The sequence below is a fragment of the Comamonas sp. BIGb0152 genome, from assembly GCF_024809975.1.
GTDB lineage: Bacteria > Pseudomonadota > Gammaproteobacteria > Burkholderiales > Burkholderiaceae_C > Comamonas.
On the sequence record NZ_JANUDY010000013.1, the window covers coordinates 38140 to 62087 of the forward strand.

The following is a 23948-nucleotide window of genomic DNA, read 5'->3' on the forward strand; positions in this document are numbered from 1 at the left end:
TCGCCGATGGCATAACCGTCTCCTTGGGTGGTTGGGAGGTCCCATCGTGGAGGCGGTGCATCCCCAAAGCCATGGGCACGGCGGCCTAACAGCTATAGCCTCTGGGCATAGCTTTGTACCGCCCCCCTCCATCCCCTTCCGCCACCGCGCCAGGTTGATCGGCGACTCCAGCCCGGCCCTTTGTCGCTGGGAAAACACGGCGGTATCGCCCATAAAAATGCCCTGCTGCCTACAGGCCAACGGGCGATGTCAGCAGCGGGAACACCGCGTGCAAAGCGCTTGGAAGGGGCGGTGGTGCCAGCCCCCAGCACCAGCCGCTAGCGGCGGCAAACAGCGTAACCCTGCACCACGACAGACTGGCTTGTTAAGGTTGGAAAACCATGCCCGCTGGATGTCGTGTAGCACAGCCAAAACTGCGCTAGGCGCTCGCTTCTAGAAATGCGCCACCAGGCGATACAGCCGCCGCAGGCCCACAACGGATGGAGGCACCCCCCGCCATGTCGACGGACGATAAATGCCTCGCGAATACCGAGCGTGAGTGGCCCGGTGCTAGTGAGCCAGGCTGGTGCGGCTGATGTATTCGAACGCCTCGCGCCCAGCGTCGTCCAGCGTGCTGGCGCACAGGTTGGCGCGCTCGTCCACGACGACACCCATGTCGATGGTGCCCACCACGGTGCCATGACCCGAATCAAAGTCGAAATCGATCATCGCAGGGCCACCGCTTGATCCCGGTCCCTGCACGCAGGGCATGCCCCATTGAATATCGACATCGGTGCCGAAGGCCTTGCAGCCATTGAGTACCGTGCGCTGGGTTGAACAGTAGGCCAGACGCTGGCCGGAGTACTCCGGATTACCGAATTCGTAGGGCGGCGGTGGCGGCAGGATGCCATAGGAATTCGACCACACGGGATAACCAAAGCTAATACGTGGGCCCGCTGTGGGCGACGCATCAAAACGGATGGCCTGTTGTCCGGCGACATCGCCAACGCGGGCCCCGTCACTGTTGGCTCTGGCCTGCAGGAACGCGCCATCTCGCAAGGGCTCTAAAGCGTTGGTCGGCACTGCCGGTGCCACCAGGCGTCGGATCGTGTAGCGCCCCTGCGGCCCCGTCCCGTCACGGAAAGCCGGCAGGAACAGCAGATGGCTGTTCCATCCTTGAACGCCCTGTGCATTAAGCGCATGCATGCAGTGCCTGGCCGTCACCAATACATCCTTTGAAGCACTCTCGACCACCGTCGCGGTGCAGGATGAGTCCTGGCCGTCAGGACGCACGAAGAACAACCTACCCACGCCTGCAGGCCAGGCACCCGTCCCCTCCCAGGCATCACCGTCCGAGTTCAGCGGGTCTGGCACAGGCGGCTTGAGGGGCGCATCCCCTTTGTCATTGACCGTCAGCAGCTTCTCGTCAGTCCAATAGGCCAGCACTGCTTCGGGGGGTTCGTCGTAGATACGCTCAAGTAAGCCTGCGGCCAGGACGCCCGGGGCGTAGCAACAAATGCCCGCAAGGCTGACAGCGCGGGAAATTTGCTGGAGCTTCACAAGCATGCGACTGCCCGGCATGCGGGGCACAGCGTATTTCTTCCGCGCAGCACCTGGCCTCGCGTGGCTGCATCCGGGGGATGCTGCAGCAGCCCTGCGCGTGCCGCCGCGCACAAACACACAATGATTCGCCGATGGCATAACCGTCTCCTTGGGTGGTGAGGAGTTCCCATCGTGGAGCCAGTGCACGCCATAAGCCATGGGCGTGGCGGCCTAACAGCTATAAGCTCTGGGCATAGCTTTGAACCGCCTCCATTCCATCCCATTCCGCCAGCGCGCCAGGTCGACCGGCGATTCCAGCCCAGCCCTTTGTCGCTGGGAAAACACGGCGGTATTGCCCAAAAAAATGCCCTGCTGCCTACATGCCAGCGGGCGATGTATGCAGCAGGGACAGCGCGTGCAAGGCGCTTGGCAGGGGCGGCGTTGCCAGCCCCCAGCACCAGGCACTAGCGGCGGCAGACGGCGTAACCCAGCACCACCCCAATGGCCAGCGCGGCACCCGCAATCTGCCAGGGCTCATCGTGGGCGTATTTGTCGGTGCATGCCGCTGTGTGCTTGGTCTGGGCCAGCGCACGTGCGGCTGAATCCCTGGCCATGCCCACGCCTTCATCCATGCGTTCGCGGATGCGCTTGATCTCGGGAATCGCATCCAGCTCCTTGACCGACAGCAATGCACGCACATCGCCCACCAGCTTGTCGACATCGCCCTTCACATCCGACAGACTGACTTGTTTAGGTTTGAAAAACATGCTCGCTTCCTTTCGTGTATCAAAGCCAAAAACTGCTCTAGGCGCTACCTTATAGAAATCCCCCATCCAGCGATGTAGGAATGCGGCGCAGATAGGGCCGCGGCCTGCGCCGGGGGCCGCCGCAGGCCCATGTCGGCTGCTAGGCGCACAGCCTCTGCCCAGCGTTCTCCTACAAGCCCAGCGCGCAAGATGGACCACCATCGCAACAGCAAGCTTGCCACTACCTTGGAGCATGTATGAGCGACCCCAAAAAGCCCGACCCGCAGTCCCACGAAACCACCGAGATCGACACCACCCGCAAGCAGCATCCCAGCGACACTGGCGCGCAGGCCAAAATGCCGCACGAGAAGGACCAGTCGGTCGGAGAAGTCAGCGACCAGCCAGCGCCCGAAATGGCACAAGCCCATGCCGATCTGAAACGCGGCCTGGTAGACACCGATGCACGCGGCGTGGACGGCCGGCCAAAAGCCGACAAAGCAGGCCCTGCCTGATATCGGCCCTAGCGCCCGCAGCCGATGCGGGGTCTGTCAGCGCCCTGCATCGGCTGCGGGCACTGAGCAGCTGCATCATTGCGTAACAATATAAAGAATTCCATTTAAACTCTGGAACAGAATTTGCTTTCGTACTAAGCTGGTCGGGTTGGAGCCCGTACATGCGGCTTCGACAGGAAGGTACGCCGTGTCGCAACGTAAGCAAGAGGACCCTGCCAAAGACGATTACCTCGATCTGCTCAAGGAAGAAGGTGCGAGTCTCCTCATGCAAAACCCGCAGGAAGGCACACTGGAGCACGCCAAGATGATGCTCATCGATGCCAAGATTGACCAACTCACCAGCCCCATCACCGTCCCTCACTGGAGAGACACCGGCTTGTGAAACACCGCCCGCTGCCAGCGGGCTTTTTCTTGCCTGGGCGAGAGGGAGCAGAGGCAGACACCCAGCCCCTGCCCCACGCCTGCACCCTCTCAGTGGCTGGGCCCGGGTGGCTGGGCTTGCAATGTCTCCCGCTGCTCCTGGTCGCTGGGCAAGGTCACCCAGCGGGCCAGCTTGGGCCGCAGCCAACGCTCAAAATCATCCATCACGGCATAAACCACCGGCACCAGCACCAGCGACAGCGCGGTGGACGAGACCAGGCCGCCAATCACCGCCACCGCCAGCGGCTGGCGAAACTCCGAGCCACTGCTCACGCCCAGCGCGGTAGGCAGCATGCCCATGGCCATCGCAATGGTGGTCATGATGATCGGCCGGGTGCGCTCATGGGCGGCCTCCAGCAGGGCCTCCGTCTGGCTCTTGCCCATGCGCTCGGCCTCCACCGCATGCTCGACCAGCAAGATGGAGTTTTTGGCCGCCAGGCCCATCAGCATCAGCAAGCCGATGAGTACCGGCAGGTTCAGCTCCCCGCCCGTCGCCAGCAAGGCCAGAAAGGCACCCGCCAGCGACAAAGGCAGCGCTGCCAGAATCACCACCGGTTTGACAAAGCTGCGGAACAGCAGAATCAGCACGCCAAAGATCAAGCCCACCCCGGCCATGATGGCCAGGCCAAAGCTGGCAAACAGCTCCTGCATGCCTTCGGCATCGCCATACAGGGGGCGTGACACCCCTTCGGGCAGATTCTTCAGAAAAGGCAGGGCGTCCACCGCCGCATTGGCCTGGCCCAGCGACACGCCATTGACCTCCGCCTCCAAGGTGATGCGGCGCTCGCGGTCAAAGCGGTCGATGTGCGACTCGCCCACCTGGAACTGCATGTCCGCCACCGCCGACAACGGCACCGTACCGCCCTGGCCCGTGGGCACACGCAGCGCGCCAATGCCCTCCAGATCCTGCAGCGCATCCTGCGGCAAGCGCACGCGCACGGCCAGGCGCTGGCGCCCGGTGTTGAACTTGGAGGCCGTCGCATCCAGGTCGCCCAGGCTGGCCATGCGCGCCACCTCGGCCACCACATCAGGGGTCACCCCCAGGCGCGCTGCCGCATCGGGCTTGAGCCGTATCACCAGCTCGGGGCCCGGGTTGGGCGCCACCTGGTGCACATTGGCCAGCATCGGCAGGCCGCGCAGCTCGCGCTCGGCGTCAGCGGCCGTGCGGCGCAGCAAGTCGCCATCATGGCCACCCAAAATCACCTGCAGGTTTTGCGTGCCGCCCCCTTCGCTTTCGCTATAGCTCAGCCGCACATCGGGCACCTGCAGCAGCAAGGGGCGCATATGGTCCTGGAAGGCCTTGGTCGTCATCGTGCGCGCTGACTTGAGCTGCACAATCACCGAGCCCTTGCGCGGATCGCCATCGCGCTGGCTGCTGCCCACGCTGACAAACACATCCTGCACATCACTTTGCTGGCGCAGCAGCCGGGACAGGCTGGCAGCTGATGCCCGCATGTCTTCGGTGGTGGCCCCTGGCGCGCCTTGCAGGCTGATCTGCACCGTGCCGCCATCGCCCTTGGGGGCAAAGCCCGTGGGCAGCAGCGAGGCCAGCATCAGCGAGCCCACAAAAATCAGCACCCCCGCGCCCAGCGACAGCCAGCGGTGCGCCAAGGTCCATTCCAGCAGGCGCCGGTACCGGCCAACAAAAGCTTGGGGGGGATGGGGCTGGGCCGACGGCTTGAGCAAATAGGCACACATCAACGGCGACAGCAGACGCGCCACCAGCAGCGAGAACATCACCGACACAGCCACCGTCACCCCGAACTCGCGGAAGTACGGCCCGGCATAGCCGCCCATAAAGGCCACCGGCAAAAACACCACGGCAATGGCCAAGGTGGTGGCCACCACCGCCAGGCCAATCGCATCGGCCCCCTCCATCGATGCGCGCCAGGGCGAAGCTCCGGCCTGCACCCGCTTTTGGATGTTCTCCACCTCCACGATGGCGTCATCCACCAGCACGCCAATCACCAAGGTCAGCGCCAGCAGCGACAGCATATTGAGCGAATAGCCCAGCCAATGGATGACCGCAAACGTAGGGATCAGCGAGATCGGCATGGCCACCGCAGCAATCACCGTCGCGCGCCAATCGCGCAGAAAGAGAAACACCACGACTGCCGCCAGCAGCATGCCTTCAAGCAAGGTCGCCACTGTGGCATCAAAGCTCTCGCGGGTGTTCTTGGCGCCCGACGACACCAGCTGGTAGGACACCCCCGGCTGCTCCTTGGCCAGCGCGGCAACCGCCTTGGCGACGGCTTTCTCCACATCCACATCCGAGGCAGCCTTGGTCTTCATCACCTGAAAACCCACCACCGCCTCGCCATTGAGCACGGCAAAACCCCGCCGGTCACTGGCCCCGCTGGCCACGGTGGCCACATCGCCCAGGCGCAGATGGCGACCGTCGCGCGTGGCAATCACCAGCGCTGCCAGGGATTCCACCGAAGGCGCTGCGGCCAGCACCCGCACCTGCTGCTCCTGCGCGCCAATGCGCGTGCGGCCGCCCGAGGCATCCAGGTTATGCGCGCGCAGCGCATCATTGACGGCCACCGCCGTCAGCCCCAGCGCCTGCAGCTTGGCGGGGTCCAGGGTCACGGTGATATCGCGCGCCACGCCGCCCACCTGCGTGACCTGGCCCACACCCGGCAGCGCCACCAGCTTGCGGGCCACCACATCTTCAATAAACCAGTTCAGCGCCACATCGTCCATGCCCGGTGCCGAGACCGCATAGGTCAACAAGGGCATGGCATCAAAATCCAGGCGCTCGACAATCGGCGGCTCAATGCTGGCAGGCAAGTTGGCGCGCACCCGGTCAATGGCCGCACGCACTTCATCCACCGCGCGCTGCGGGTCCAGCCCAATCTCGAACTCCACCAAGGTCAGGGACATGCCCTGGGTGACCGTCGAGATCACATGCTTGACCCGCGCCACATTGGCCACGCCGTCTTCCACTACGCGGGTGACCTGGGTCTCCACCTCGGTAGCTGCCGCGCTGGGCAAGGCCACGGCCACCTGCACGATGGGGAAGGACACATCCGGGTAAAGCTTGATCGGCATGCTCCGGTAGGCCATCAAACCCGCAACCAGGATGGCGATGAACAGCACCACCACCGGAATCGGGTTCTGGATGGACCAGGCAGAAATACGCAGCTTCATGGCTGGCCTCCGGCGGCGGCTGGCGCCTGCGCCGCAGGGGCTTCTGCCGCCTTGGCTGCAGGACTCACCTGCACCCGGTCGCCATCCAGCACAAAGGCGCCTCCGCCCAGGGCCAGGCGCGTGCCTACCGGCGGGCCATCGCGCAAGGCCACCCAGCCCTGGGCACGTGCGCCCAGGCTCACCGGCAGCTTGCGAATGCGGCTGTCCGCATCGATGGTCGCCAACTGCGGGCCACCGGCTTCGAAGTGGATGGCTTTCTCGGGCACGGCCGCCACTGGCGCCGAGGCCTGCGCAAACCGTGCCTGCGCAAAACCGCCTGGGCGCAGATCAGCGCGCACCGGCAGCACCACCCGCACCTGGGCCAACTTGGTCTTGTCATCCACCCGGCGCGACAGCAGCCGCACCTGGCCATCGAGCACCACGCCCGATGCCAGGGTCACCTCCACCCGGTGGCCCGGCTGGATTCGGTCGACCTGGTCCTCGGGCACCTCGGCCGCCAGCTCCACCATGCCATCCCGCGCCAGGCGGAACATGGCCTCCCCCCCGGCGCTGGCCACATCGCCCCGGCGCACATTGCGCTGAAGCACCACGCCAGCCACCGGCGCGCGCAGCACCATGCGCTCGGCCTCCACGCGCAGGCCCGCCAAGGTGGCAGCCGCCACATCGGCATTGGCATTGGCGCTGGCTGCTGCCGTACGGCGCTGCTGGATCTGCTCGTCCGACAACACGCCCTGGCCGTCCAGCCCGTCGACCCGCGCCGATTCGGCCTGGGCCTGCTTGGCCTGGGCCCTGGCCTGCACCAGGCTGGCCTGTGCCTGGGCGATCTTGGCTTGCAACAAGCCATCGTCCAAGCGCGCCAGCGGCTGGCCGGCGCGCACACTGTCGCCCTCATCGGCCAACAGCGCTGCCACCCGGTAACCCCCCAACTCCGAGCCAATCGCAATTTCCTCACGCGCCACCAGCAGGCCCGATGCCTGTTGCACGCCGCCCATGGGCCGCAGCTCCACCTCAGCCACGCTCACCGTCCGCACCACCTCGGTCACCGGCTTGGGGGCCTTGTCCGCACTGCCTTCCGAGCAGGCCACCAGCCCCAGCAAGGCCGCAGCCCCGAATCCCAAGCGCCATCCACTTGCCATGTATCTCAGCATCGCATCCCTCTCAATTCGTCTTTTGTGTTTCGGCGCCCAGCGCCAGCGCGTCGCGCGGCCAACCGCCGCCTAGCGCCTGGAACACCTGCACTGCATGCGCCAAGGCCTCGGCGCGCGCCTGGGTCAGGCCGCCGCGCGAGTCGCGGTATACCTGCTCGGCATCGAGCACCACCACCAGGTCAAAAAAGCCCGCCTCATAGCCCTTGCGCGCCGCCTCATAGGCCGTCTGCGCGCGCGCCTGGGCTTGTTCCAGCACCTGCAGCCGCTGCGCGTCCGGGGCCATGCGCAGCAGCGCCTGGTCCGTCTCGGAAAAGGCGCGCTGCACCACCTGCTCATAGGCAATCACCGCCTGCTCGGCGCGGGCGCCCTGGGCGCGGGCATTGGCCAGCAGGCGTGGGCGGTCCAGCACCGGCATCGCCACATTGCCCGCCAGCGACCAAAGGCTGGTACTGAGCGCCGCACCCTGGTTTTGCCAGTTCAGCCCCAGGCTGGGGGTCAAGGTGATGCTGGGCAGCAGCGCCAAGCGCGACACATCCAGCCCGCCAGCGGCCGCATCCATCTGTGCCTGGGCCTGCAATACATCGGGGCGCCGCGCCAGCAAATCTGCCGGCAGCGCACGCGGCAGCGCTGGCGCCTGGGTCTGGCTGTCATCCAGCACCAGGGCAGACAGGGGTTGGTCCCCCCGGCCCACCAGCACCAGCAAGGCGCGGCGCGCGGCATCCAGCTGCGACTGCAGCACCAGCGCATTGGCCTGGGCCGCCAGCAGGCTGGCATCGACCCGCGCCACATCGGCCAGTGCCACCAGGCCACGCTCCAGCTTGCGCGCCAGCACCTGCTGCAGGCGGGTCTGGATGGTGATCGTCGCCTGCGCATCGGCCAGTGCAGCGGTCAGGCGCTGGGCCTCAAACAGGCTGCGCGCTACTTCGGCCACCAGGCTGGCCCGCTCGGCATAGGCGCCATACAGCGCCGCGCCATAGTTGCCGTCGGACTGGCGGGCCAGTGCATCGCCCCGGCCCAGCACATCCAGCTCCCAGGAGACCTGCAGGTCCAGCCCGGCACTGCTTTGCCGGCCCAAGCCGACCCCGCCAGCGCCCAGCTGGGCACCGCTTAGCTGGTTTACGCCTCGGCGATCCCCACTGGCGCGCAGCCCGCCCTGGGGCTGGTACTGGGTGAGCGCGGCCTCGCGCACGGCACGGGCCTCGCGTATCCGTGCCAGTGCCATACGCGCTTCAGTGCTGCTTGCCAGCGCCTGGTCCACCAGGCTGTTAAGCAGGGGTTGCTCGAACAAGGTCCACCAGGTATCGAGGGCGGGCACGGCCGCATCTTTTGCTGCGCTGGAACCTGGCACCGAGAACTGCGACGCCACCACCGGCGCCGGCACGGGTGCATCGGGCACCGACGAGCAGCCCGACAGGGCTGCAAAACACAGGGGCGCTGCCGCCCAATAAATCTGCTTCATAGCGGGGCGGGCTCAGGGTTGTGCCTTGCGACCAGTCACAGCGCGGGGCTTGCTGGCTTGGGGTTTGGTAGCTTGGGGTTTGGTAGCTGGGGGTTTGGTAGCTGGGGGTTTGGCGGCTGGGGGTTTGGCGGCTTGGGAACGCGTGGTGGCCGCAGCGGCGGATGGCAGCGCCTGCGCCGCCTGCTTGGGGCGCTCGGCCAGCTTGGCGACCAGCTCCTGTAAGGTCTGCGCCGTCACCTGGTGAAAATCCTGGGCCTGCAGCAGCCGCGCTGTGGCATCGGCCGGCAGCGGGCTGGCGGCCAGCAGCTCGTCCACATAGGTGCTAAAGCGCTGGCAGTCTGCAATGCTCTGCTCCAGCACAATCAAAAACGGGTTGGCCCGCAGGCTGAAAAAATCTTGCCGCTCGCCGCGCATCGCCACCCGCTCGATGATGCCCAGGCGCTCCAGCAAACGCGTATTGGTGCTGACGCTGGCCCGGCTGGCCTGCATGCGCTCGGCCAGCTGCGCAAAGCTGATGGGCCCGCCATCGAGCAAAAAAATGCCGATCAGGCGGCCGGCGATGCGCGGCAGGCCGCTGGTCTCCGCCTGGATCGCATTGCGCTCGATAAACAGCTCGCGCGCCTCCAGTGCTTCATGCGCCTTTTTGGCCGCCATTGCGGCTTTCACCGGGTCTTGCTGGGTCACATTCACCGCCATTCATTCATATTGTTCGGTCACGGCTGAACAATATAAACGAATTCGGGTTGACCCTAGTTTTCAGAAGTAACGCGCTTAAAAAGAAAAAAGGGCCGTCGTGTACGGCCCTTCCGTTCTGGTGCTTAGGACTGCCGCAAGGCCAGCCGCGCCGTCAGCAAGGTGCGGCCCGGCTCGGAATCAATGCCGAGCACGCCACCCACCCGGGCGATACGCACGGCCATGGAGCGCATGCCAATGCCCAGGCCCGAGGCGTCGACAGCGGCCACATCAAAGCCCACGCCATCGTCCTCAATCTCCAGCACCAGGTCATCGGCCTCGGGCTGCAAAAAGGACAGGCGCACATGGCGCGCCTGGCTGTGCTTGATGACATTGGTGAGGGCTTCTTCGACCAGGCGCGTCATCGCCAGGTACTGCAGCGCATCAGGCGGTGTGCGCCAGGTGGGCGCAAACTGCCAGTCGCAGCGGATGTCAAGGGCATCGAACAGGTTGGTAAAGCGGTGGCGCAAGGGGGCCAGCCACTCCTGCGGAGACGCGGGCACCCGCACCTGCGCGGAGGAATTGCTGTCAATCGTCTGGCGCAGGTCATCCCGAATGAGCTTGAGCATGGACAGCACCTGGGGCCGGGCCAGGCCGCCATCGCCCTGCTCTACGGCGGCAATCATGTGCACCAGGGAGCCGCCCAGCCCATCGTGCAAATCGTGGGTCAGGGCCAGGCGCTCCTGCAGGCGCGCATTCGAGAGCTTTTGTGCATCGAGCTCGGCCTTGAGTTGCTCGGCCTTCTTCTGCTCGGTGATGTCAAAGGTAAAGCCGATCAGCCCCGTGGTCTCACCCTGGGCATCGCAGAGCACATGCACCACCTCGCGCACCCAGACAAAGCTGCCATCGCTGGTCAGCGCACGGTATTCGGCTTCGTGGTCCACACCGGCCAGGCACAGGCCCACACAGCGGTTGACCGTGGTGTCGCGCTCGTCGGGGTGGATGCGCTCGGCCCAGTCGTTCACCGTCTGCCAGCTGTCCTGGCTCCAGCCCAGCAGCGCCTCGATCTGCGGGCCCACATAGGTGTATTTCTTGCTCGCCCAATCGATGCGGAACGGAATCGCCAAGGTGGATTCCAGCAAGGTTTGGTAGAGACCGTTGTCGGTGTCTGGCTCCAGGGTGCGCAGTCGGGGCTGGGTATCGAGCATAGGAGGTGTCAGGGTTGCGTCAACAAAGGGTGGACCGTCGGCAATGCATTCCAGAACCAGAAGAAGTAGCCGCTGTCTTTGGGCAGCAAGGTCAGCGTTTGCACACTTCTTTGTGCGCCACCCCGCCAACAGGCCAGGGCTGAATTGCGATTGCCGTGCAGATCGATATAGGCCGCATCGGGGATTTTGGGCCTTGGCGGAATGTACAAGGCCATGCCTTGCGGCACCCAAAGATCGGCGAGGAAGATTTTAGCCCGCTGCGGCCAATATCGCCCTACCGAAATCACCAGCGGAAGCTGGGGATCTACCGAGGAGAACACATGCGGAAAATTATGGTGTTCCAGGTCGGTACACACCGAGGGCTGCAGTTGAAAGCGCTCAGCTTTGGGCAGATAAGGGCATTGCTGCCCTGCAAACATGCCGTACTCAAAGGGCGTGTCGTGCAGCACTCTGATGGGGCTTTGCATGCGCAGGCCTTGGCCAGGTTCAATCAGCGTGATGCCAAAGGCAGCAGCGGCTTCACGCGAGGCCCAGTGGGGCTCATACACCACCTCGTTGGCGACGAACTCCATCTTGGTCTGCTCGCCATACTGGGGATCGGGGATGGTCGTCTGCGTGCCACTGACCTGGTAACCACGTCCCCAAGAGGGCTCGGGGGTGCAGTCCCCAGAAGGGCTGGCCACGGGTTGCAGCTCCACCACCCCGGTCGGCAACGCATGCACAAACTCGGGTTTGCCCCGAATGTTGCAGACATAGGGCTTCGCCACGGTGTCTACCGGGCTGCCCTCCGATTCCCCGATCAGCAAGAGCGGATCAAAATTAGTTTGCGACACGGTCAATCACTCCAAAACGGATGGGTAGGCCATTACGGGAAAGAGGGAAAAGGAATCAGCGCTGTGCGACTCAATCGACCAGCCGCCGCCGACGGGCTTCCTGCGCCGCCTGCGTGCGCGAGGACACCGACAGCTTGCGGTAGACATTCTTGATATGCGACTCCACCGTGTAGCGCGACAAAAACAGGCGCTCGGCGATCTCGCGGTTGCTCAGGCCCTCCACCACCAGGTGCAAGATGGTGTTCTCCCGCGTGCTCAGGCTGGGGTCATCCACGCGATGGACCGTGGGCGGGGCTTGCAGCGGCAGCTCTTCAATGATGCGCCGCGCAATGAATGGGTCGATGGGCGCGCCGCCGCGCAGCACGCTGCGCAAGGCCATGGCCATTTCCAGGTCGTCGCGCTCCTTGAGCACATAGCCCACCGCACCGGCCCGCAGGGCCGCCCAGATCATCTCTTGCGTGCTCCAGGCCGACACCACCATGATTGGCAAACTGGGTGCCTGGCCATGCAGCTCGGCGATCAGCTCAATACCGCTGCCATCGGGCAAGCCCAGGTCCACCAGCGCCAGCGAGACGGTATGCGCCTCATCCTCCAGATAGGCGCGCGCCTCGGCCAGCGAGCCGGCCATCACCAGCGCATCGCTGCTATAGCCCAGCTGCAGCAGCAAGCCCTGCAGGCGGTTGCGCACCAGCGGGTTGTCCTCTACCACCAGTACGGGTGCCGGCAGTGCGAGATCGGCGGTGAGCGTTTGAGTCGGCATGGGGTCCTGTTCATATTCCAAGTGCTGCAATTATTCCGCAAGCCAGAGGCTTTGCATGTCACTGAAATTGGTGAATCTCGGGGCCCACGCCCGGTCATAGAACGCCAAACCGCCCACAGGAACCCGGTCCAGCGCAGACTGCTGCTACCATCGCGCGCCTCACGCTCCCCTGCTTTCAGCGTCTCCCGCGCATCCTGCATCGTGATGAACCCGTTGACGTTCAGACATCCGTCGCAGCGAATGCGGGTACCACGCCAAGATGGAGAGCCTCTTCTCATCGATGAAGACCGAAGGGCTCAGCCGCACGGTCTACCGGACAAGGCAAGAAGCCAGGTCCGATGCTCAAGGCCTGTGCTAGCGGCGCTTCATGGGCTAAGCAAATCGTCCGGAAAACTGGGTCAGGCCCACCCCAACGCCATGGAAACACCGAGCGATGGGCCCTTCTCGGAGCAAGATGAGTCGCCTATTTTTGCCCACTGGCCTGGCTGACATACAGCGCTAACGCGTGGATGTCAGCATCGTTCATATGGGCCTTGAATGATGGCATGCTGCCGATGCCATCGCGCAGCGCGCGCGCTACACGCGCAGCATCGGGCTGCAACTCATCGAGTGAGGGCCCGATCATGCCTTCGGCTCCGGCGCTCTTCAGCGTGTGGCATGCCGCACAGGCTGGAGTTGCTGTGGCAAAAAGTTTTTTACCACGCGCTATTTGCGCGGCTTCGTCGGCGTGTGCGCCAGTGACTGCCAAGGCTGAGAAGGCAAGTGTGCCGAGATAATGCATAGGCTTGCTGCCTGTCATGGTCATGATGCGGATACTCAGACTATGGTGATAGTCAGTGCGTGGTCGGCCCAACTGGTATTGCTATAGCCGCTCTTGTTTTCGCCACGGGTCTGGGCTTGCACATGGCCTTGGGAATCGGTGGCACGGCTGGCCAGTACGTGTGTCCCCTTGGGGAGCTTGGCCTGCAACGCAAATTGGCGCCAAGCATACTTCCCCATGTCTGGACCGACCAAGCGCGCGGTGCGCCATGTCTTGCCGCCATCGATAGAGATTTCCACCGCTTGGATGGCATGCATGCCGCCAAAGGCCAGGCCATGAATTTGCACAGTACCAGCGCAGACCCTGTCTTCAGGCAATGGGCTGTTGATCCAGGACTTGACACGCATCTCCTGAACGGAGGGTTGGCTGGGGTCGCTTTTTTCACCCGGTGGCGTGATGCGATAGCCGTGCGACATGATGCGTGCATCACTTTCCTTGGCCGTAAATGCCAACTGTTTGATGTACTTGATGTTGTTCACACCGGCATAGCCAGGGACGATCAGACGCAGAGGACCACCGTGGGCCAGCGGTGTAGGTTCGCCGTTCATCTCCCAGGCCAAAAGCGCATCCTGCATGGCAGAGATGGGCACGGAGCGTTCCACGATCACGCTCTTGGGGTCGATGCCCGCAGGCAGTACCTCACCGCCAGTGCCGGTCATGTAAGCCAGGTCATCGGCAAGACCGCCAAGGGCTTGAACCACGTCGCGCACGGGGACGCCACTCCAAGTCACGCAACCTGCAGCACCCACCGTCCACGGGGTTCCACTGGGCTGGCTTGGAAAGAAAGCTCGGCCATTACCGGAGCATTGCAGCACCATCGTCACCGTCTCCAGTCCCAAGCGCTTGAGTTCACGCAGGCTCAGGCTCTTGGGGTCCCTGACACCCGTCACTCTCAGCCGCCAGGCGTCGGGATCAGCCACGATGGTGTCGGCTGGCAAAGGTAAATTATTGCGCACATAAAGCTGGCGGCTTGGCGTGATGACACTGGTGCCAAATGCGCTGCGCTTGGTCTCGATCGTGGTACTGCTGTGAACGATGAGCGCATCGGCATTTTTCCAATTTGCATAACCGGGCAAGGGTTTGGCAAGAGGCGCCGCTGCTGCGGCCGCAGTCTGTGCAAAGACCGGACCATGACGCCCGGCAAGACCGGCGGCAGCGAGTGCGCTGGCGCTACCGGACAGGAAGTCGCGGCGAGGCAGCGATGTAGGAACTTGGGCCATGGTCTGTCCTTGTTATCAATGAAAGAAAAATAGGATCGAAGATGCGGGAGTGCCTAAAGTGTCGGCTCGCCTCTGCGCGTGCGCGATAAGCAAAGAGGTCTTGCTTCTTTGGTGCGCAGGCAGACATGCCGAACGCCCTGAGCACACCGAAGTCTCTGCCCTTCATGGCGTAGGCTTTCGCAGTGACATGAGGCGGGACGCGCTTGTGGCAGCGGCGGGAGGACGATCAGACTCCAGAGCGGCTCTCAGGGCATCGCGGGCACGCGCCAGGCGCGACAGCACGGTGCCTGGTGCAATATCCAGCGCCTCGGCCATTTGCTTTGTGGGCATGTCATCAAAGTAGTACAGCACCAGTGCTTCGCGATGAATAGCGGCGATGCGGGCCAAGGCCCTGACCACGTCCAGCTGCACATCCAAGGATTGGTGCTGGTCGTTGATGTTCTCCGCCGCCTCACCGCTCATGGCGAGGACCGGCTCCATGTTGCGATAGGCATGGCGCCGCATGATCTGGAACAACCAAGCACGTGCCATCGCTGGATCGCGTAGCTGCTTGCGAAAGCGCCAGGCGCTGGTGAAGCAGTCCTGCACCACGTCCTCGGCAATAGCCCGTGAACCCGTCAAGGCCCAAGCGCTGCGCAGCAAAAAGCGGTAGTGCTCGCGCACCCACTGGTTGTAGAGCGACTCAACGGAAGAGATCATATTGCTCAAGAGCGTTGAATCTACACTATCATTCCATCCGAAAAAAAGATTTATGCTATTAACTCTGTATCGAGACCAGCCCATTGGCCCATTCCGTGGCTCGTAGATGGCGCGAATATGGAGCAGCAAGGCATCTGTCGGTTCTCCGTGAGTTTTGAATTTTTCTCACTGAAGTTTGAACTCGGGGCGCTTTGAGCTCAGACCGAAAGGTGCCAGGGCTGCTTCCAGCCTGTCGCTGGCCCGTGAGGCTGCTGGTGCGCCTGGTCAATTCGAAGGTAGGATGGCGGCTATCGGCCGAGGCTGTGTAAAAACGCTTGGCTGACCACGCTTCAAAAATTAAAATCACAGCACCCGTTTTCAGCGAGGTGACCCATGAAGCGATTCATTGAAGGCCAGACCCGCGAGCAAGTGACCTTACTGCCCGAGTGTCTAGATGACTTTGTGGGTGCAGACAATCCTGTGCGCATTGTCGATGCGTTCGTTGAAGAACTGGACTTGCTCTCACTGGGCTTTGATGGGTCAACACCCGCAGCCACAGGCCGCCCGGGCTACCACCCTGCGGTACTGCTCAAGGTCTACATCTACGGGTATCTCAATCGCATCCAATCCAGTCGTCGCCTGGAGCGTGAAGCGCAGCGCAATGTGGAGCTCATGTGGCTCACAGGGCGCTTGGCGCCTGACTTCAAAACGATCGCTGACTTCCGCCGGGACAACGGCTCGGGCATTCGCAATGTGAGCCGCCGATTCGTAGTTCTGTGTCGTGATCTGAAGCTGTTCAGCCAGGCGCTGGTAGCGATTGACGGCAGCAAGTTCAAAGCCGTTAATACGCGTGACAAGAACTTCTCCATGGGCAAGATCGACAAGCGCCAACAACAGATTGAAGAAAGCATTCAACGCTATCTGTCAGCTCTGGATACGGCCGATCGCACACAGCCTGTGGAACTTGAAGCACGTACCGCCCGTCTTCAAGACAAGATCGCCATGTTGCGTAAACAAATGCAGGTGCTCGATGAAGTGAAGGAGCAACTCAAAGAGCAGCCCGAGAAGCAACTATCGATGACAGATCCTGATGCGCGCTCCATGGCGACCAGTGGCCGAGGTTCTGGCATGGTGGCTTATAACGTTCAAGTGGCAGTGGATGCCAAACATCATTTGATCGTCGCCCATGAAGTGATCAACCAAGGGCATGACAGAAGTGCTCTGGCCTCCATGGCGCTGGCTGCACGTAAGGCCATGGGCAAACGCAAACTGCAAGCCATTGCTGATCGAGGCTACTACAGCGGCGAGCAGATCAAAGCATGTGAAGACACTGGCGTTGCTGCCATTGTTCCCAAGCCCAATACATCCGGTGCACGCGCCCAAGGACGCTTCGATCGCTCAGACTTCATCTACATCCAGAAAGATGACGAATACCAGTGCCCTGCAGGACAGCGTGCCATCTATCGCTTTACCCGCGAGGAAGCTGGTTTGCAAATGCGACGCTACTGGAGCAGCGCCTGTACGCAATGCTCGATCAAATCCAAGTGCACGCCCAGCGATTACCGACGCATCAGCCGATGGGAGCACGAAGACGTAGTGGAACGCGCACAGCAACGGTTAGATCAAATGCCAGACGCCATGATGGTGAGAAGGCGAACGGTGGAGCATGTGTTTGGCACGCTGAAGCATTGGATGGGATACACGCACTTCTTAACCAAGCGCTTACCCAATGTCAGCACCGAGATGAGCTTGAACGTGCTGGCCTACAACCTCAAGAGAGTGCTTTGCATTCTTGGGTTTGAGAGAACAATCGCAGCGATGCGTCTGGCGGGCGGATGAGCCCTTTTTACGCGATGAAATTAAAGTAAAAAAGGCCTTGAATACTCGATTGGGAGGGGTCAGATCGTTTTGGCCGGAAAAATCTTCGACATCCTGAAATGCAGAAAATCTGTCGATTCATTGGCTGAGATGCTGATGAGATTTTGAGTTTCCACACAGCCTCGGTCGCAAGCCGCCATCGGAGCGAGCTCGGCCAGCTGGCCAGGTGCGCAGGATCTATGCAAGCGCGGTCGTCGTGCAATCGCAAAGTTCAAAACTCAGTGATCGGTGGACCTGACAATTCAAAACTCAATGATTAGCGAGTTCAAAACTTGATGATCCATCTTCGCGCAAGTGCTTGTTTCGCCGTGATGCGGAGTTCAAAACTCACAGAGAACCGACAGCATCGCCGCTGTGCAGCCTGCGCCTACCATGCGCCTGCCGCACATGGCCTTTGGATGGAGGCCAGCGTGGAAGGTGCTCTCGTTTGCGCTTGCTTCCATTTATGCCCGCGTCCCAGCATTCTTCGGGATGGGGCTATGAACTCAACATTTGGGGCAGGCTCGGCCCCTGGTAGCTCGCACGGCAAGCGGTTCAGCTAAAACGCTGCTCCAGCGCATCCCAGGCGGGCTTGCCCACCAGCCGCTGGCGCTCGGCAAAGGTCGCCACCAGGCCACTCGACTCCTGCACCGCTTTGTCATCGCGCAGCCCGGTCAGCGCTTTTTGCATGCCTGCCACCGCGCCTTGCAGCGCGGCATTGGCGTACAGCACGATGCCGTAACCCAAGCCGCCCAGCTGCTCGGCATCAAAGATGGGGGTCTTGCCGCCAATCACCATGTTCATCAGCTGCGGCGCTGCCAAGCGGGTTGGCAACGCCCGGATTTCTTCGGCGCTGGTAACGGCCTCGACAAAGAGAATATCGGCCCCGGCTTCGGCAAAGCGCTGGGCGCGCTCCACCGCTGCCTCAAAACCGTGGGTGGCCGCCGCATCGGTGCGCGCCATGATCAGCAAATTGGGGTCGCGCCGCGCATCCACCGCAGCCTTGATCTTGCTGACCGCCTCTTCGGTCGAGATCACCTCCTTGCCGCTGAAATGCCCGCAGCGCTTGGGCGCCACCTGGTCTTCGAGCTGGATGCAGTCGGCACCGGCACGCTCCAGGGTGCGCACCGTGTGGTAGACGTTGAGCGCATTGCCAAAGCCGGTATCGGCATCGACCAGCAAGGGCACACTGACCGTGTCGCGGATGCGCGCCGTGTGGTCGGCGATCTCAGCGAGGCCCATAAAGCCCTGGTCCGGCAGGCCCAACCACATATTGGTCACACCCGCGCCCGTCACATAAATCGCCTCAAAGCCCAGGTCCTCGATCACCTTGGCCGACAGCGCATTGAAGGCCCCCGGCACCAGCACGCCCCGGCGCGCCGCCACCATGTCTTTCAGCAGTTGCTTGGTATCCATTCCACCGTCTCCCGTTCAAAAACAATCGCCCGGCACCCGCACGGCGCCTTCCATCAGAATGCGTGCGCTGCGGCTCATCAGCGCCTTGGTCACCACCCACTGGCCATCCTGCAGGCGTGCCTCCGCTCCCACCCGCAGGGTTCCCGAGGGGTGGCCAAAGCGCACCGCGCTGCGCTCGCCGCCACCGGCAGCCAGGTTGACCAGGGTGCCCGGCACGGCTGCTGCGGTGCCAATGGCCACCGCTGCCGTGCCCATCATCGCGTGGTGCAGCTGGCCCATCGACAGCGCCCGCACCAGCAAGTCCACGTCCTGCGCATCCACCGCCTTGCCGCTCGATGCCGTATAGCTGGCCGGCGGCGCCACAAAGGCCAACTTGGGCGTGTGCTGGCGGCTGGCTGCCTCGCCCAGCTCCTGGATCAGGCCCATCTTGAGGGCGCCATGCGCGCGAATCGCTTCCAGGCGCGCCAAGGCCTGCGCATCGCCATTGATATCGCCCTGCAGCTCGCAGCCGCTGTAGCCCAGGTCTTGCGCATTGAGAAAGATCGTCGGGATGCCCGCATTGATCAAGGTTGCGGCAAAGCGGCCTACCCCTGGCACATCGAGCTCGTCCACCAGCTGGCCGGTGGGAAACATCGCGCCACCATCCTCGCCCTCGTCAGCCGGATCCATAAAGGCCAGCTGTACCTCGGCAGCGGGAAAGCTCACGCCATCCAATTCAAAATCGCCGGTTTCCTGCACCTGTCCGTTGCAGATGGGCACCTGCGCAATGATGGTCTTGCCGATATTGGCTTGCCAAATGCGCACGGTACACAAGCCGTTGTGCGGGATGCGGGCCGGGTCGATCAGGCCCATTGCGATCGCGCAGGGGCCGACGGCAGCCGAGAGGTTGCCGCAGTTGCCGCTCCAGTCCACCAAGGGCTTGTCGATGGCCACCTGGCCAAACAGATAGTCCACATCATGGTCAGCGCGTGTGCTCCTGGCCAGCAGCACTGCCTTGCTGGTGCTCGATGAGGCATTGCCCAGGCCATCGATCTGTTTGCCATAGGGGTCGGGACTGCCCAAGCAGCGCAGCAAGAGGGCATCGCGCGCTGCGCCGGGCTGCTGCGCGGGCAGCGGCAAATCCGGCACATGGAAGAACACGCCCTTGCTGGTGCCGCCACGCATATAGAGGGCGGGTATCTTGATCTGGGGGGGATGGGTCAGGGTCGTCATAGCGGGTTCAGAAAAAAAGGGGCCATCAGACAGTGGCAGGCTGCGCAGCGCTGGATGCCAAAAAATCCTGCGCAAAGCGCTGCAACACGCCGCCTGCTTCGTAGACAGACAGCTCTTCGCCGGTATCCAGGCGGCAGACCACGGGCACGCGATCGATCTGGCCATGGCGGCGCCGGATCACCAGGCTTAGCGCGGCCAGCGGAGCGCGCTCACCCTCCACATCATAGGTCTCGGTGCCATCGAGCTGCAGCGTCTTGCGGGTGGTGCCCGGCTGGAAGGCCAGCGGCAGCACGCCCATGCCAATCAGGTTGCTGCGGTGGATGCGCTCAAAGCCCTCGGCCACCACCGCCTCCACCCCCGCCAGGCGCACGCCCTTGGCGGCCCAGTCGCGGCTGGAGCCCTGGCCGTAGTCGGCACCGGCAATGATGATCAGCGGCTGGCGGCGCTGCAGATAGGTCTCCATCGCCTCCCACATCCGCAGCACCCGGCCTTCGGGCTCGATGCGGGCCAGCGAGCCTTTTTGCACCTGGCCATCGACCACGGCCATCTCATTGACCAGCTGGGGGTTGGCAAAGGTGGCGCGCATGGCGGTCAGGTGGTCGCCCCGGTGCGTGGCGTAGGAGTTGAAGTCTTCTTCGGGCAAGCCCATCTTGGCCAGGTACTCGCCAGCGGCCGAGCTGGCCAGGATGGCGTTGGACGGCGAGAGGTGGTCGGTGGTGATGTTGTCAGGCAGTAATGCCAGCGGCCGCATGCCCTTGAGGGTGCGCGGATGGGCAGCCAGCGCGCCCACGCCCTCGGTATCCCAGTACGGCGGCCGGCGGATATAGGTCGATTGCGGGCGCCAGTCGTACTGGGGCGCAGCCGCCGGGCCATCGTCTTGCTGGATGGCAAACATGGGCCCGTACACCGCGCGGTACTGCGCAGGCTTGACGGCCTGCGCCACCACCGCATCAATCTCCTCGTCGCTCGGCCAGAGGTCTGACAGGCGGATCTCCCGGCCATCCACGATCCCCAGCGCGTCCTTTTCGATATCAAAGCGGATGGTGCCTGCTATCGCATAGGCCACCACCAGCGGGGGCGAGGCCAAAAACGCCTGCTTGGCATAGGGGTGGATGCGGCCGTCGAAATTGCGGTTGCCCGAGAGCACGGCCGTGGTGTACAGGTCGCGCTCGATGATCTCTTGCTGAATCTGGGCATCGAGCGCGCCGCTCATGCCATTGCAGGTGGTGCAGGCAAAGGCGACGATGCCAAAGCCCAGCGCCTCCAGATCGGCCAGCAGCCCCGCCTCCTTCAGGTACAGCTCCACCGCCTTCGATCCGGGCGCCAGCGAGGTTTTGACCCAGGGCTTGCGCACAAGGCCCAGGCGCCGCGCATTGCGCGCCAGCAAGGCCGCCGCGATCACATTGCGTGGATTGCTGGTGTTGGTGCAGCTGGTGATGGCCGCGATAATCACCGCGCCATCAGGCAGCAGTCCATCGGCCTCCTGTGCACGCGCTCTCGCCAACGGCTCAGCCCCGGCAATGCCGCGCTCCACCAGCTGCGAGGTGGGCAGGCGGCGGTGCGGGTTCGATGGCCCCGCCATATTGCGCACCACAGCGGACAGATCAAAAGCCAGCACCCGTTCGTACTGCACCTCGCGCAGGCTATCGGCCCAAAAGCCTGCGGCCTTCGCATAGGTCTCTACCAACTGCACCTGCTTGTCATCACGGCCGGTCAGGCGCAGATAGGCCAGCGTCTGTGCATCAATCGCAAACAAGGCGGCCGTGGCACCGTACTCCGGGCACATATTGGCAATGGTGGCCCGGTCGCCAATTGACAGGCTCTCCGCCCCCTCGCCATAAAACTCCAGGTAGGCGCCCACCACCTTTTGCTGGCGCAGGTATTCCGTCAGCGCCAGCACGATGTCGGTGGCGGTGATGCCCGGCTGTGGGCGGCCGCTGAGCGCCACGCCGACGATGTCGGGCAGCCGCATCCAGGAGGCGCGGCCCAGCATCACGTTCTCGGCCTCCAGGCCGCCCACACCCACTGCTATCACGCCCAGCGCATCCACATGCGGGGTGTGGCTGTCGGTGCCCACACAGGTGTCGGGAAAAGCGACCCCATCCTGCACATAGACCACCGGCGACATCTTTTCCAGATTGATCTGGTGCATGATGCCGTTGCCCGCCGGGATCACATCCACATTGGCAAAGGCCTTTTTGGTCCAGGCGATGAAATGGAAGCGGTCCTCATTGCGGCGGTCCTCAATGGCCCGGTTCTTCTCAAAGGCTTGGGGGTCAAAACCGCCGCACTCCACCGCCAGCGAGTGGTCCACGATCAGCTGCACCGGCACCACCGGGTTGACGGCAGCCGGGTCGCCCCCCGCTTGGGCAATCGCATCGCGCAGCCCGGCCAGATCCACCAAGGCCGTCTGGCCCAGAATGTCATGGCAGACCACCCGCACGGGGAACCAGGGAAAGTCGATCTCGCGTTTGCGCCCGATCAGCTGGCCCAGATAGTCCGGCAGACAAGCAGGGTCCGCGCGGCGCACCAGGTTCTCGGCATGGACCCGCGCGGTATAGGGCAGCTGGGCCCAGGCGCCGGGCACCATCGCATCGACTGCAGCGCGTGCATCAAAGTAATCCAGGCCGGTTCCAGCCAGTGGTTTTCGGTAATCGGTGTTCATGGGGCTGTGCATAGCGGCGGGCTTGCTGCCCGCGCTGGTGTGGTGGGGAAAGCCAACATAATGGGCCAAGCTGCCGATCAACTGCGCTCAGCAATGGGCACAAAAACCTGGTCTTCCGGCCCGGTGTAGTGGGCACTGGGCCGGATGATCTTGTTGTCTATGCGTTGCTCAATCACATGTGCGGCCCAGCCGCTGGTGCGCGCCACCACAAACAGGGGGGTGAACATGGCCGTCGGCACGCCCATCATGTGGTAGCTCACGGCGCTGAACCAGTCGAGGTTGGGGAACATTTTCTTCACCTCCCACATGACAGTCTCCAGCCGCTCGGCAATGTCGTACATCTTTGTGGAGCCGGCATCGAGCGACAGCTCCTTCGCCACGCCCTTGATAACGACATTGCGCGGGTCGCTCACGGTGTAGACGGGGTGGCCAAAGCCAATCACCACCTCCTTGTTCTCTACACGCTGGCGGATATCGGCCTCGGCGGCGTCGGCATTGTCATAGCGCTTTTGGATCTCAAAGGCCACCTCGTTGGCGCCGCCATGCCTGGGGCCGCGCAGCGCGCCAATCGCGCCGGTGATGGCGGAGTACATGTCGCTGCCGGTGCCGGCCACTACCCGGGCGGTAAAGGTCGAGGCATTGAACTCGTGCTCAGCATACAGATTGAGCGACGTATGCATGGCCCGCTCCCACAAAGCGCTGGGCTTTTTGCCATGCAGCAGGTGCAGAAAATGCGCACCAATGGAGTCGTCATCGGTTTCCACATCGATGCACTTGCCCGAGGTGCTGAAGTGGTACCAGTACAGCAGCATGGAGCCCAGCGATGCCATCAGCCGGTCGGCGATATCACGCGCGCCGGGCAGGTTGTGGTCGTCCTTCTCTGGCAGGGTGCAGCCCAGCACCGATACCCCCGTGCGCATCACATCCATAGGATGGCTGGCGGCAGGCAGTTGTTCCAGCGCCTGCTTCACGCTGGCGGGCAGGCCGCGCAGCGCCTTGAGCTTGTCCTTGTAGGCGCGCAGCTCAGCGCGGGTGGGCAGCTTGCCATGCACCAGCAAGTGGGCGATTTCTTCAAACTCGCAGACTTCGGCCATATCCAGAATGTCATAGCCCCGGTAGTGCAAATCATTGCCGCTGCGCCCTACGGTGCACAAGGCGGTGTTGCCCGCCGTCACGCCCGAGAGCGCGACCGATTTCTTGGGCTTGAAGCTCGAAGGCGCTGCGGCCTCGGCGAGCGTCGTGGTCATGGTGGTCATAGCGGGGTTTCCTGGTTCAAATATGCGCAATCGAGGGGGATGGGCCGGCCTTTGGTATCGACGGCCACCATTTCAAACAAGCCTTTGAGCACCTCTTCGGGCGCAATGCCGGGCAGGTCAGCCAGACCGGTGACGCAGACCGTCATGGAGCTGCGCCCCACTCGGCTGACCCAGGCGCGCAAAGTCAGGCAGTGGCCCACAGGCGTGGGCGCCAAAAACTCAATACGGTTGACAGCGGCCATGACAACCTCGCCTTGCGCAAGGCTGCGCGCTGCGAGGAAAGCAGCCTTGGCCATCAACTGCAAACCCTGGCCCGCAAACAGCGTTCCGTGGTGGTTGCTGAGCGCTGGCAGTACCAGCTCTTGCGACTCGACGAATCCAGTGGGTGTTGTCAT

General features: G+C 63.2%; 20 protein-coding genes. 3 read left to right on the plus strand and 17 right to left on the minus strand.

Annotated features, from left to right (window positions below):
• Positions 1 to 549 precede the first annotated feature (549 nt).
• Positions 550 to 1545, minus strand: a complete 996-nt coding sequence (locus M2375_RS20785) for a hypothetical protein (protein WP_259170139.1) — start codon at positions 1543 to 1545, stop codon at positions 550 to 552.
• Between the two features lie 440 nt (positions 1546 to 1985).
• Positions 1986 to 2288 (minus strand): YqjD family protein, encoded by a 303-nt coding sequence (locus M2375_RS20790; RefSeq protein WP_259170140.1) that lies wholly within the window; start codon positions 2286 to 2288, stop codon positions 1986 to 1988.
• Positions 2289 to 2524: 236 nt separating this feature from the next.
• On the opposite strand from M2375_RS20790, the gene M2375_RS20795 reads away from it, so the two are divergent.
• Both M2375_RS20795 and M2375_RS20800 read left to right on the plus strand, forming a co-directional pair.
• Positions 2525 to 2779, plus strand: a complete 255-nt coding sequence (locus M2375_RS20795) for a hypothetical protein (RefSeq protein WP_259170141.1) — start codon at positions 2525 to 2527, stop codon at positions 2777 to 2779.
• Positions 2780 to 2966: 187 nt separating this feature from the next.
• Positions 2967 to 3161 (plus strand): hypothetical protein, encoded by a 195-nt coding sequence (locus tag M2375_RS20800; RefSeq protein WP_259170142.1) that lies wholly within the window; start codon positions 2967 to 2969, stop codon positions 3159 to 3161.
• Between the two features lie 89 nt (positions 3162 to 3250).
• Here the strand turns inward: M2375_RS20800 and M2375_RS20805 are convergent, their stop codons facing one another.
• The 10 genes from M2375_RS20805 to M2375_RS20850 form a co-directional block, all read right to left on the minus strand.
• Positions 3251 to 6349: an efflux RND transporter permease subunit gene (locus M2375_RS20805; RefSeq protein ID WP_259170143.1), complete on the minus strand. Its 3099-nt coding sequence runs from the start codon at positions 6347 to 6349 to the stop codon at positions 3251 to 3253.
• Positions 6346 to 7485 carry an efflux RND transporter periplasmic adaptor subunit gene (locus M2375_RS20810; protein ID WP_259170144.1) on the minus strand — a complete coding sequence of 380 codons (1140 nt, stop codon included), beginning with the start codon at positions 7483 to 7485 and terminating at the stop codon, positions 6346 to 6348. The genes M2375_RS20805 and M2375_RS20810 overlap by 4 nt, the downstream gene beginning before the upstream one ends.
• A 22-nt stretch (positions 7486 to 7507) precedes the next feature.
• Positions 7508 to 8956, minus strand: a complete 1449-nt coding sequence (locus M2375_RS20815; RefSeq protein ID WP_259170145.1) for an efflux transporter outer membrane subunit — start codon at positions 8954 to 8956, stop codon at positions 7508 to 7510.
• 12 nt (positions 8957 to 8968) lie between these two features.
• Positions 8969 to 9640: a GbsR/MarR family transcriptional regulator gene (locus tag M2375_RS20820; protein ID WP_259170147.1), complete on the minus strand. Its 672-nt coding sequence runs from the start codon at positions 9638 to 9640 to the stop codon at positions 8969 to 8971.
• Positions 9641 to 9774: 134 nt separating this feature from the next.
• Positions 9775 to 10836: a PAS domain-containing protein gene (locus tag M2375_RS20825; protein WP_259170148.1), complete on the minus strand. Its 1062-nt coding sequence runs from the start codon at positions 10834 to 10836 to the stop codon at positions 9775 to 9777.
• Between the two features lie 8 nt (positions 10837 to 10844).
• Positions 10845 to 11669, minus strand: coding sequence for a hypothetical protein (locus tag M2375_RS20830; RefSeq protein ID WP_259170149.1), 825 nt, complete (start codon positions 11667 to 11669; stop codon positions 10845 to 10847).
• A gap of 70 nt (positions 11670 to 11739) precedes the next feature.
• Positions 11740 to 12429, minus strand: coding sequence for a response regulator transcription factor (locus M2375_RS20835; RefSeq protein WP_259170150.1), 690 nt, complete (start codon positions 12427 to 12429; stop codon positions 11740 to 11742).
• Between the two features lie 463 nt (positions 12430 to 12892).
• Entirely contained in the window at positions 12893 to 13234 is a 342-nt protein-coding gene (locus M2375_RS20840) for a c-type cytochrome (RefSeq protein ID WP_404979361.1), read from the minus strand.
• Positions 13235 to 13245: 11 nt separating this feature from the next.
• A complete protein-coding gene (locus M2375_RS20845) occupies positions 13246 to 14469 on the minus strand; it encodes a sulfite oxidase (protein ID WP_259170151.1) in 1224 nt (407 codons plus the stop codon).
• Positions 14470 to 14631: 162 nt separating this feature from the next.
• The gene (locus M2375_RS20850) at positions 14632 to 15168 is read right to left on the minus strand and encodes an RNA polymerase sigma factor (RefSeq protein WP_259170152.1); all 537 of its coding nucleotides are present in this window, start codon (positions 15166 to 15168) and stop codon (positions 14632 to 14634) included.
• Between the two features lie 372 nt (positions 15169 to 15540).
• On the opposite strand from M2375_RS20850, the gene M2375_RS20855 reads away from it, so the two are divergent.
• Positions 15541 to 16986, plus strand: coding sequence for an IS1182 family transposase (locus M2375_RS20855; protein ID WP_259170153.1), 1446 nt, complete (start codon positions 15541 to 15543; stop codon positions 16984 to 16986).
• 573 nt (positions 16987 to 17559) lie between these two features.
• Here M2375_RS20855 and M2375_RS20860 read toward each other — a convergent pair.
• From M2375_RS20860 to M2375_RS20880, 5 genes are all read right to left on the minus strand, one after another.
• A complete protein-coding gene (locus M2375_RS20860) occupies positions 17560 to 18420 on the minus strand; it encodes an oxaloacetate decarboxylase (RefSeq protein ID WP_259170154.1) in 861 nt (286 codons plus the stop codon).
• Positions 18421 to 18435: 15 nt separating this feature from the next.
• Positions 18436 to 19623, minus strand: a complete 1188-nt coding sequence (gene prpF, locus M2375_RS20865; RefSeq protein ID WP_259170217.1) for a 2-methylaconitate cis-trans isomerase PrpF — start codon at positions 19621 to 19623, stop codon at positions 18436 to 18438.
• Between the two features lie 34 nt (positions 19624 to 19657).
• A complete protein-coding gene (gene acnD, locus M2375_RS20870) occupies positions 19658 to 22297 on the minus strand; it encodes a Fe/S-dependent 2-methylisocitrate dehydratase AcnD (protein WP_259170155.1) in 2640 nt (879 codons plus the stop codon).
• A 77-nt stretch (positions 22298 to 22374) separates the two neighbouring features.
• On the minus strand, positions 22375 to 23544 hold the full coding sequence (gene prpC, locus M2375_RS20875; protein ID WP_259170218.1) for a 2-methylcitrate synthase: 1170 nt from the start codon (positions 23542 to 23544) through the stop codon (positions 22375 to 22377).
• 5 nt (positions 23545 to 23549) lie between these two features.
• On the minus strand, positions 23550 to 23948 hold the full coding sequence (locus tag M2375_RS20880) for an acyl-CoA thioesterase (RefSeq protein WP_259170156.1): 399 nt from the start codon (positions 23946 to 23948) through the stop codon (positions 23550 to 23552).